General features: G+C 53.2%; 8 protein-coding genes. All 8 read left to right on the top strand.

Annotation, left to right across the window (positions count from 1 at the left end):
• The first annotated feature begins 256 nt into the window (after positions 1 to 256).
• On the top strand, positions 257 to 475 hold the full coding sequence (locus tag HQL52_18720; GenBank protein ID MBF0371479.1) for a hypothetical protein: 219 nt from the start codon (positions 257 to 259) through the stop codon (positions 473 to 475).
• Positions 476 to 542: 67 nt separating this feature from the next.
• A complete protein-coding gene (locus tag HQL52_18715) occupies positions 543 to 764 on the top strand; it encodes a hypothetical protein (GenBank protein MBF0371478.1) in 222 nt (73 codons plus the stop codon).
• A 319-nt stretch (positions 765 to 1,083) separates the two neighbouring features.
• Positions 1,084 to 2,247, top strand: a complete 1,164-nt coding sequence (locus HQL52_18710; GenBank protein MBF0371477.1) for a hybrid sensor histidine kinase/response regulator — start codon at positions 1,084 to 1,086, stop codon at positions 2,245 to 2,247.
• Positions 2,244 to 2,618, top strand: a complete 375-nt coding sequence (locus tag HQL52_18705; GenBank protein ID MBF0371476.1) for a response regulator — start codon at positions 2,244 to 2,246, stop codon at positions 2,616 to 2,618. Before HQL52_18710 ends, HQL52_18705 begins: the two co-directional genes overlap by 4 nt.
• Positions 2,619 to 2,620: 2 nt before the next feature.
• Complete coding sequence (locus HQL52_18700; GenBank protein MBF0371475.1) at positions 2,621 to 5,032, top strand: PAS domain S-box protein; 2,412 nt, start codon at positions 2,621 to 2,623, stop codon at positions 5,030 to 5,032.
• A gap of 37 nt (positions 5,033 to 5,069) precedes the next feature.
• Positions 5,070 to 5,456 (top strand): response regulator, encoded by a 387-nt coding sequence (locus tag HQL52_18695; protein MBF0371474.1) that lies wholly within the window; start codon positions 5,070 to 5,072, stop codon positions 5,454 to 5,456.
• A 319-nt stretch (positions 5,457 to 5,775) separates the two neighbouring features.
• Positions 5,776 to 6,168, top strand: a complete 393-nt coding sequence (locus tag HQL52_18690) for a hypothetical protein (protein MBF0371473.1) — start codon at positions 5,776 to 5,778, stop codon at positions 6,166 to 6,168.
• Complete coding sequence (locus HQL52_18685; protein ID MBF0371472.1) at positions 6,165 to 11,195, top strand: transporter substrate-binding domain-containing protein; 5,031 nt, start codon at positions 6,165 to 6,167, stop codon at positions 11,193 to 11,195. The genes HQL52_18690 and HQL52_18685 overlap by 4 nt, the downstream gene beginning before the upstream one ends.
• Positions 11,196 to 11,342 lie beyond the last annotated feature (147 nt).

The raw sequence follows: 11,342 nt of genomic DNA, 5'->3' as shown, positions 1-11,342 counted from the left end.
TCAACAGGGAGTCAACCCATTGATCGCCATTCAAATCGCTTTGGCTGGCAAAATCAAATAGGGGGAGAGCAGTTACCATTTTCAGACCAAAAAGGCTGTCAAGTCTTATTTGCGGCAGGGTGCTGAATAGTTACGATTTTAAAAGGGAATAAGACTTATCAATCACCAGCAAGCAAGGCAGCTTTATTCACACAAAGCTTGCCTTATGACGCGCGATTTTTCATACCCTTTGTCCTGTTGGTAGCAATGAAAAACGGTGAAACTTCAGCTCCTTGTTCTCTTCCTGCCCAAAAAAGAGCGGCAAACCGTGCCTGGGGATCTGGAGGAGGAGTTTTATCTGGTCGTTGGGGAATTTGGAGCTAAAAAGGCACGCTTTTGGTATTGGAAGCAGGTACTCACCTCCATCTGGCCCTTCATCCGCAGTGCGGTATATCGGATTGGGGGGGGGCGTGGCTGGGGTAGGGGCGCTGAGTAAATTTTTGCCCTGATTTTGGTGGGAATATCCTTTCCGGGGAGGAGGTAACCGGGGATATTCCCATGGAATGAATGTCAGGAAAATGAAAACAGCGGAAATCGCCGGAATCATCACCGGCAGCCCCAGCGCCATCGTGGAGACGGCACCCTCCCTCGCCTCGATTTTAAAATCCACCAAAACCGCTATTTCAGCCCACCCCCCCTTCATCACCTTCAACCAGGCTGCCCATGCCAGCTGCATCCCGGCAGCCAAGCCAAAACCTGATATCAGCAAGATCACCACCGAGTAGAAGGGTTGGGCTGGACCTCTGGCCAAAAAATCAAAATCCATCCGAAATCATCGCTGATAATCTCACCTGAAAAGCAAAATTTATGATAAAGTGGGGGGTGCAAGTGTGGGAAAAACATCACATAAATGCAGATTGTCAGCCAAACTTGACACTCTCTGGAGAGGCGCTGATAGAGGCCATCGCCAAGATTCGATGTCAAAGGGGGGCAGATGGTTTTCCAATGGACCAAAACAATCATCAAGACCAGCCATTGCCGCTTTAAAACTTGATTTGGCACCCTTTTTATTTTGAATTTGACCAAGCAGAGGGAATCACCCCCATGGCCAGGCAGAAACCAGCCACCCAAAAAACCGTCCTGATCGTCGATGATCAGCCACAGAGTCTGGATATCCTGAAGGAAATTCTCAGTCCATTCTATCGGATTCAGCTGGCCACCAATGGCCGCATAGCCATCAAGGCGGCCCATTCGACCCCCCCCCCGGACTTGATCTTGCTGGATATCATGATGCCGGAAACAGATGGCTACGAAACCTGCCGGATTCTCAAACAGGATAAGAACACCCGAGACATCCCGATTCTGTTCGTCACCGCCAAATCCGAGCTGGAAGACGAAACCAAGGGGTTTGAATATGGGGCGGTTGATTATCTGGTCAAGCCGGTCAGCCCCGCCATTGTCCTGGCCCGGGTCCGCACCCACCTCAGCCTCTACAGCCACACCAAAAAACTGGAAGTCGCCAACGAACGCCTCAAAGAGCTGGACCGGCTCAAGTCTCTCTTCATCGCCTCCATGTCCCACGAACTACGCACCCCCCTCAACGCCATCATCGGCTTCATCGGCGTCATGCTCCAGGGGATGAGCGGGCCTTTGAATGATCGCCAAAAAGATCATCTGGGCCGGGCATATGGTTCTGCCAAACACCTGCTGGCGCTGATTGTGGATGTGATCGATATTTCCAAAATCGAAGCGGGCTACCTGGAGACCCATCCCGAAGAGATTTTACTGGAAGAGGTGGTGCAGGAAGCCTTGGATACCATTGCCGGGGAAGCGAAAAAAAAAGGGCTGGAGGTGATGGCCAACTATCCCGAAACCTTAACCCTGGTGACGGATCGCAAACGCCTTTTGCAGTGCCTGCTCAATTATCTCTCCAATGCGGTCAAATATACCCCCCAGGGCCGTATCATGCTGAATATTTCCCAGGCGGGGAGATTTTTGGAAGTCGCGGTGACCGATACGGGAGTCGGTATCAGCGAAAAAGAGCTGCCCCGCCTCTTTGACAGCTTTGTGCGTCTGGAAGCCACCCGCCGCCTCAATGCCCCCGGAACCGGCTTGGGCCTCTATCTCACCCGAAAGATCGTTACTGATCTTCTGGGGGGCAAGGTGTCGGCCACCAGCCGGGAAGGTTATGGCAGCACTTTCATGTTGACCATTCCCATGGATGCCCGCCAGATCGCACCTCCCTCCAGCCAGGGAGCAACCCCATGAAAACAGCGTTGATCATTGAGGATGATGACAACAACATGGAGCTGGTCACCTTTATTCTGGAAGCCAGCGGTTACGCTACCTTACGCGCTGAAACCGGCCTGGACGGGGTAGCCATGGCGCGCAATAATCAGCCTGATTTTATTATTTTGGACATCCAACTCCCTGACATTCAAGGCACGGAAGTTCTTCAACGTATCCGCCAGGAAGAGAGCGATCAGGGGAAAAAACCGATTCCGGTAATCGCCATGACCTCATTGGCCATGAGCGGTGACCGGGAACGGCTACTGACTTCCGGCTGTACCGGCTATATTGAAAAGCCCATAGATCCGGAAAAGGTCGTCTCTCAAATTCAAAAAATTATTGGGGATTAGAGGTGAACATCCTGGTTGTTGACGACAATGAAAATGCCCGACTGCTGGCACAAACGGTCTTGATATCCCAGGGGTATGGGGTAGAAACCGCAAGCAATGGCAAGGAAGCCCTGGCCGCCATTCGCCAAAAACAGCCCGACCTGGTCATCACCGACATCCTCATGCCGGAAATGGATGGCTTTGATCTCTGCCGGACCATCAAGGAAGATGCGGCTCTTTGCCATATTCCACTCGTCTTTTATACCGCGACCTACACAGACCCCAAAGATGAACGCTTTGCCATGGAGCTGGGCGCTTCGCGTTTTATCATCAAGCCCCTGGAGGTCGACCATTTTGTCTCAATCATCCGGGAAATACTGGGCTCAGTCCAAGCATCAAAACTTCCCAGGCCCAACCTGCTGAATCAAAAGGCCCCGTTGGATCGCCTGCATGTGGAATCGCTCTCCCGCAAGCTGGATAAAAAAATCAAGGATCTTGAGCGGGAACAGGAAGCCCTGCGAAAAAGTGAAGAGCGCTATCGGGATCTGTTGGAAACCACCTCGGACTGGATCTGGGAATCGGATTTGGAAGGCCATTTTACCTATGCCAGCCCCCAGGTGGAGGAGATCCTGGGCTATACCCCAGAGGAGATTACAGGGCAAAAATCCGGCTTTGATCTCATGCCACCACAAGAGGCCGAAAGAATCCGCCCTCTGTACCAGGCTTTCATCCAGTCTGAAAAATCCTTCGAAGGGTTGGTCAACATCAATCTGCACAAGGATGGCCGGCGGGTCATCCTGGAATCCAGTGGCCGCCCTTTTTTCGATAGCTCAGGAAAGCTCCTGGGTTACCGTGGGGTGGGGCGGGATACCACCGAGCGGGTCCAAACCGAAGAAAAATTAAAAGAGAGTGAGAGCCGGTTTCGCAATCTCTACGAAAATGCCCCTCTGGCCTACCAATCCTTGAATGCCGAAGGCCGTTTGATTGCCGTCAACAAAGCCTGGCTGGCTACCTTGGGCTTTGATCGGCCACAACAGGTTCTGGGCCGATGGTTTGGCGATTTTCTCCCTCCGGATGATCAAGCCCTGTTTCGGAATCAGTTTGCTGAATTTAAAAAAACCGGGGAAAACCATGGCGTTGAATTTGAAATAGTCCGTCACGACGGTGTTGCGATTCAGGTCTCTTTCGAAGGCCGCATTACCCGGGATCCGGATGGAAATTTTCTCCAAACCCACTGCCTGCTTTCAGATATCACAGAGCGCCATCGCCTGGAGATGCAGCTTCGTCAATCTCAGAAGATGGAAGCCATCGGTACCTTGGCCGGGGGCATCGCCCACGATTTTAACAACATTTTAGGCTCCATCCTCGGATACACTGACCTGGCTCGGGATACTGTCCCTGATCATTCCCAGACCAAAAACCACCTGGACCAGGTTTTCAAGGCCGGGATACGCGCCAAGGAGTTGGTGGCGCGCATTTTGATTTTTGCCCGTCGAGACAAGGAAAAAACCGAAAACCTGGAATTGGCCCCTGTCATCCAGGAGTCCCTCAAGCTGATCCAGGCGACCATTCCCGGCAACATTCACATTCAGCCTCGCATCGTGGCCCAAAAAGCGGTCATCCATTCCAACACCACCTTGATCCAGCAAATCGTGATGAATCTTTGCATCAATGCGGCCACAGCCATGGGGCAAAAGGGCGGAGAGCTGATCATCGCCTTGGAGGAGACCGAAGTAGCTTCCCCCTTGAGCCACGACCTGCACATTGATCCCGGTCACTATGTCCTCTTGACGGTAGAGGATAACGGCTGTGGCATCCCCGCCAATCTCTTGGAAAAAGTGATCGACCCCTTCTTCACCACCAAGGATGTCGGCCATGGAACCGGTCTGGGTCTTTCGGTGGTGCATGGCATCGTTAAAAACCATGATGGAGCCCTCTGGATTTCAAGTGAGGCACAAAAAGGCACCGTGGTCCGGGTCTATCTACCCCTGGCGAAAGCTGGCGCCGCAAAAAAGCCCCCGGTAACCGCTGAAAACCCCAGGCAGGCCCTTCCCAAGGGAAAAGGGACCATCCTGTTGGTAGATGATGATAAAGCCCTGTTGGAGATGGGGAAGGCCCAGTTGGAGTGGTTGGGATACGATGTCTTGGCTCACTCCGACCCCAACCTGGCCCTTGAGCTGCTCCGGAAAAATGTGGACTGCGCCAAAGGAGCGATCATCGACCAGGAGATGCCCCATATGAAAGGTAGCGATCTAATCCATCGGATGTTTTCCCTCCGACCGGATTTGCCCATTTTTCTCTGCACCGGAAACGACCACTCTTTGACCCCCCGGCAGATTCGGGAGATGGGCGTCACCGGTCTCCTGCAAAAGCCTGTTCTGATCGAAAAACTGGCCAATACATTGCACAACGCCTTCAAGAATGGCACAGAATGATGACCACTTTATACTCAAATCAAACAAGGGAGTGAACATGGGGCAGATTCTGGTCATCGATGATGACGAACAATTTCTTGGATTTTTAAAGGAAATTTTGTTGATGGAGGGGCTGAGTGTCGAGACCGCTACCAACGGGAAAGAGGGATTACACCTGTTGGAAAAGACCCATTTTGACCTGATCATCAGCGATGTTTTCATGCCGGAGACAGATGGCATCATGCTGTTGCGAGCGTTGCGAAAAAGCCATCCAGGCATCAAAATCATCGGCATTTCCGGGGGGGGGCGTGGCATCTCCGCAGCGGAAACACTCCCCATTATCAAACAGCTTGGTGCTGCCAAAGTTTTATCCAAGCCCTTTACCAGAAAAGAGCTTTTGCCATTGGTTTATGAACTGTTGGGGAAAAAAACCGGGGTCGGATAGTGGCTGTTTTTTTCGATCCACCTCTTTTCCAACGCTTTTGTTTTATAGCCATTCGAATCAAGAATTGGACATATGCCGCTGCACTATTGCTGTCATTCCCGTGAATGCGGGAATCCAGAGTGTCTGGCACGAACTTTTCCAAATCTTGCTTCACTTTCAGCAAAACACCGGTCTTTCTTGAAGATTTGGTTTTTCCTTAAGGGCAATCATCACTCCCTGGATCCCCGCCTTCGCGGGGATGACGAGTCAGGGAAAAATGTCCAATTTTGAGATAGAACTGCTATAGGCTTCAGGTCACTGAAATGTTTGGGAAAAAATAATGGCAAAAATAAGCTCTCCCGATACCCCTGAAGGAGTAGTGGAGATTTTTGCACCCGCTGCCATCCCGCCATTTGCAGATCAAGGCATGGGCATCAACCCCCTGAAAGTGCCCCACCTGAAAGAAAATAATATTTTAACCTGCCTGAATCATCCCCTCACACCGGCAACCTGCCTCGATGATCCTCTCTCTTGGCCTCAGCTGTTTAACCTAAATCCGGCAGTTGGGCGTGTGTGGCTGGTGCAGAATATTGGTTCGCATAGTGAATTGGGAGAAATCGCTGTCACCTTATTGGTCACAAGACTTTCTCCCGATTTGCTTGGTGGATTAAGAGGCTGGGGCATGTACGTACGCCTAACTGCCGGATTTAGGTTTAAGCGGCTGCGGACATGAAAAAACATCTATTTGGTTTTGTATTCTTTTTTCTATTTGGAATGGCTCCCGGTGTTGGCCAAGCCGAGAGCCGCGCCCATATTGATTATGGCCTGACCCAGGAGGAGAGAGCTTGGTTAAACGCCCACCCCAACATCCGCCTTGGGGTCGATTCCGACTACGCCCCCTACAGCTTTCGTGACGATCAAGGGCGCTACCGTGGCATTGCCATGGAGTTCAGCCGCTTCCTCAGCGAAGAGCTGGACCTCACCATGGAGGTGGTCCCGGGCTTGGCGTGGCCGGAAATTGTCCAGGGCGTGCGGGAACGCAGCGTGGATGTGGTGGTGACCATGTCCCACCGGCCGGAACGGGAAGCCTTCGTCCATTTTACCGACATTTATCTCCCCACACCCCTGGTGATCATGACCCGCACAGGGGAAGATCAAATCACCTCCGAAGCCCACCTGGATGGTCGTTTGGTCGCATTGGTGGAGGGGTATTCCTCTTCCCAAACCATTTTGGATGAACACCCCCGTGTCAAACCATTGATGGTCAAAACCGCCCTGGAAGGGCTCATGGCTGTGGCCACGGGCAAGGCTGACGCCTATGTCGGGGTGCTGGGAATCAACCTGCATCTGGCCCAGGAAAACGGCCTGCTCAATCTGGAAGTGGCCTCCCTTTATGGCGCTGGACTCAATGGCCAGCGCTATGGGGTGCGCAAGGATTGGCCTGAGCTGGCCAGCATTTTTGACAAAGTCCTGGGAGCTGTTTCCGAAACACAAAAGCTGCGGCTGTTCGAGCCCTGGTTGCCAGCCAAGGCGCTCAAGCTCCCCTCATCCGGAGGCCCCTTACCCCCCACCCTGAACACCCTGATCCCTGAGGAGAGGGCCTGGCTTGAACAGCATCCCACCATCCGAATAGCCATCAACGATCAATGGCCCCCCATGGATTTTGTCAGCCAGGATGGCCTGCCCCATGGCATCGGTGTGGACTTTATCCAAGCCCTGAACAGGCGTCTGGGAAATGTATTGCAGATTTTTCCCGGCCCTTGGAAACAGATTTATGGGGATGTTCAAGCCGGACGTTTGGATGCCCTGATGGATATCACCCCCCGCCCGGACCGGGAACATCTGTTCCATTTTACCCGCCCCTACATCCAGGTTCCCCACAGCATTTTTGCCCGTCGGGATGACCCCCAGGCTGGTACTCTCAAAGGCCTTTCCGGTCAAAGCGTGGCGGTGGAAAAAGGCTTTTTTATTGTCTCCGTCCTCAAAAAGGAGTTCCCCGAAATTCGGGTGAAGGAATACCCGAAAACCCTGGATGCGCTACAGGCCGTCTCCAAAGGGAAAGCCGATGCCTATATAGGCAATCGGGCCGTCGCCCTCCACGCTGCGAGGGAAACCTTGATCACCAATTTGGCTGAATATGCCACCATCCAACAGACCGCTTCCATCAATGCCATCGGTGTGCGCAAGGATTGGCCGATTTTGCGCGATATTTTGGATAAAACCCTGGCGGCCATCACCCCCCAGGAACGAACCGCCATTCTTCAGGCGTGGACGGGTGCCCAGAGCAAACAAAAACGCGCGCCCCTGGAATTGACCCGGGAAGAACGGGAGTGGATTGAACACCACCCCATCATTCAAGTGGCTTCCGATCCGGCCTTTGCACCCATCGAATTCAGGAATTCCCAGGGGCAGTTTTCCGGGCTTGCCTGGGAATATCTGGACGCCCTTTCACATATTTTAGGTCTGACCTTCAAACCCACCCACGGCCGAACCTGGCCCCAATTGGTCGAAGATCTCAAAAACCATCGAGTGGATCTGCTTTCAGCCGCTGTGGCCACCCCTGATCGGAAAAAATATACCACGTTCACCTCTCCCTATCTGTCACTGCCAGCGGTGATTTTTACCAATAAAGGGTCCCCCTTTATCGATGATCTTTCCGCCCTGGAAGGGAAAAAGATCGTTGTGATCAAGAGTTATTGGCTTGAGGAGGTGTTGCGTGAGACCTATCCGGGCATCATTCAGGTGCCGGTGGCCACGGTTCAGGATGCTCTGCTCACCGTGACCCAAAATCAGGCAGATGCCTATGTCGACTCTCTGCTGACGGCAGGTCATTACATTCAGGAGAGCGGCTTTACCAATTTACAGGTTTCCGGACATACCCACCTGCAGATGGATCTCTCCATGGGGGTTCGCAGCGACTGGCCGATGCTTGCGCAACTGCTGGAAAAGGCCATCAACCACATGGACAAAAGGGAGCGCCAGGCCATTCTGGGAAAATGGTCGGCGGTGACCGTGGAAAAGAGGTCGGACCCCAAAGCCATTCTGCAAATCCTGCTGGTGACCTCTGTGGTGGTCATCTTCTTTCTGATCTGGAACTGGAGCCTGCGCCGTCAGATCCAGGAGAGAAAGAAAGCTGAAAATGAAAGCCGAAAATTGCTCAGTGCGGTGGAGCAGAGCCCGGCATCTGTCATCATCACCGATACCAAAGGCACCATCGACTATGTTAACCCGGCCTTTACCCGGGTATCCGGATATGAACAGGAAGAGGTCATCGGACTCAATCCAAGATTACTGCAATCGGGGAAAGTGGCCCCCGAGGTGTACCGGGAATTGTGGCGTACCATCCTGGCGGGGCAGGTCTGGTTTGGAGAGCTGTTAAACCGAAAAAAGGATGGCAGCCTGTTTTGGGAGTCTGCCACCATCTCGCCGTTGAAAGATCCCGATGGCGTGGTGCGCCACTATCTGGCGGTAAAAGAAGATATCAGCGACCGCAAGGCGGTGGAAAAGGTCCTCAAGGATAACGAAACCCGCCTGCAGATGGCCTTGGCCAACGGTCGCCTGGGTCTGTGGGACATCAATATCGATACCGGCGAGCAGATCAGCAGCCCTATTGAGGCTGAAATTTATGGCTATCTTCCTGACCAGGCTCCCCGCTTCCAAAAAGATTGGCTGGATCGGCTCCACCCGGATGACCTGGAGCGGGTACTGACCTATGGTCACGAATACCGGGCCGGTCTGCATCAAAAATATGATCTGGAATACCGCATCATCACTCCGGATGGCACGATGAAATGGGTGCATTCCAAGGGAGCCGGGGTGGAGTGGTCTGAGGATGGTCGGGTGACCCGGATGGTGGGCACCGTATCAGAGATCACCAACCGCAAGGCCTTGGAAAGCGCTTTGATCCAGGCCAAAGAGGCGGCGGAATCGGCCAGTCAGACCAAGTCCGATTTTTTGGCCAACATGAGCCACGAAATCCGCACCCCCATGAACGCCATCATCGGCATGTCCTATTTGGCCCTGCAGACCAACCTGGACGATCACCAACGCAATTATGTCAGCAAAGTCCATCGATCCGCAGAATCCTTGTTGAGGATCATCAATGACATTCTCGACTTTTCCAAAATCGAGGCGGGCAAGCTGGAGATAGAAGCGATCGATTTTTATCTCGAAGATGTTTTTGACAACCTGGCCAATCTGGTGGGCATCAAAGCCAGGGAAAAAAAGATCGACCTGCGTTTCCAAATCGATCCACAACTCCCCACCGCTCTGGTGGGAGATCCCCTGCGGTTGGGACAGATCCTGGTCAATCTTGGCAACAACGCCGTCAAGTTTACCGATTCCGGAGAGGTGGTGGTGGGGGCTTCGGTGGAGGAGCGCCACGGGGAAAAAATCGTGCTGCGCTTTTGGGTCCAGGACAGCGGCATCGGCATGAGCCCCGAACAGCAGGAAAAACTGTTTAAATCTTTCAGCCAGGTCGATTCATCCACTACCCGCAAATATGGCGGCACCGGTTTGGGGCTGACCATCTGCAAGCATCTGACGGAAATGATGGGTGGCCGGATTGGGGTGGAGAGTGCACCCGATCAGGGCAGCACCTTTTTCTTCACCATCCAACTCACGGTTCAGACCCACGCCAAGGCGCGCCCTCGAACCGACAAACCCCCCAACCCCCTCCAGTCCCTGGCAGAAATGGCCACCAACCTGCGTGGGGCCAAGGTGCTGTTGGTGGAAGACAACGAGATCAACCAGGAGCTGGCCCTGGATCTGCTGGCCGGAGGAGGGGTCACAGCAGAGGTGGCCAACAATGGCCTGGAGGCTCTGGAAAAGTTGGCCTCTGGAACCTTCGACGGGGTGTTGATGGATATTCAGATGCCGATCATGGACGGTTTTGAGACGACCGAAAAAATTCGCGAACAGCCTGCTTTCAATCAACTGCCCATCATCGCCATGACCGCCAATGCCATGGTCGGGGATCGGGAGCAGATGATCGCGGCTGGCATGAACGACCACATCGCCAAGCCGATCCATGTGCAGGAAATGTTTGCCACCATGGCCCGGTGGATAACCCCTTCAGGGTTGGTGGACTCTGCCGCTCTCCCCCAACTCTCCTCCCCGGCCCCAACTGAAAACAGTCCGTTACAGCTCCCTGAGATGGCCGGAATCAATACCGCCGCCGGGCTCAAGACCGTTTTGGGCAATGTTTCCCTCTATCACAAACTATTGATCAAGTTTTACAGGAAGGAGTCGGGGTTCGAAGAAAAAATCCGCCAAGCTTTGGAGAGCGGTAATCTGAAAACAGCCACCCGCCTGGCCCACACCCTGAAGGGGTTGGCTGGCAATCTGGGCGCAACCACGCTACAGGAGTCGGCGGCCCTGCTGGAAAAGGGGTGTGCAGAGCAAAACAAAACAGAGATCGAAGCCCATTTGCCAACGGTTTTGGGGGCACTGGAAGAGGTGTTGACAGGACTTGCCGTTCTGGAAGAACAGGTGAAGGAAAAAACGCCATCAGGACCTCAGCCTCTGGACCTCTCCCGAATCATTCCCTTGCTTGAAATATTGCGAACCAATCTGGAGGCTTATGACAGCGAAGCGGGAAGTGATCTTGAAAAACTCACTCCCCTTGTTGAGGGCACTTCCCTGGAAGAAGAGATGGCGAGGGTGACGGAATTGATGGAAAATTATGATTTGGAGGAGGCACTGGTGAAGGTTAAATCCATGCTGGAAAAAACAGATCAAACCAAACCTGCTTCACCCTAGTCGTTCCAGTTTAAAAGTGGCCAATCAGTCACGCTTGATGGACGTGCCTTCCCACGGCTCATCCTAATCCTATAGCCATTCGAATCAAGAATTGGACATATGCCGTTGCACTTTTTTCGTCATTCCCGCGAATGCGGGAATCCAGGG

The organism is Magnetococcales bacterium (assembly GCA_015232395.1).
In the GTDB taxonomy this organism is placed as follows: Bacteria; Pseudomonadota; Magnetococcia; order Magnetococcales; family JADFZT01; genus JADFZT01.
This window is presented reverse-complemented; position numbering and strand designations above follow the sequence as displayed.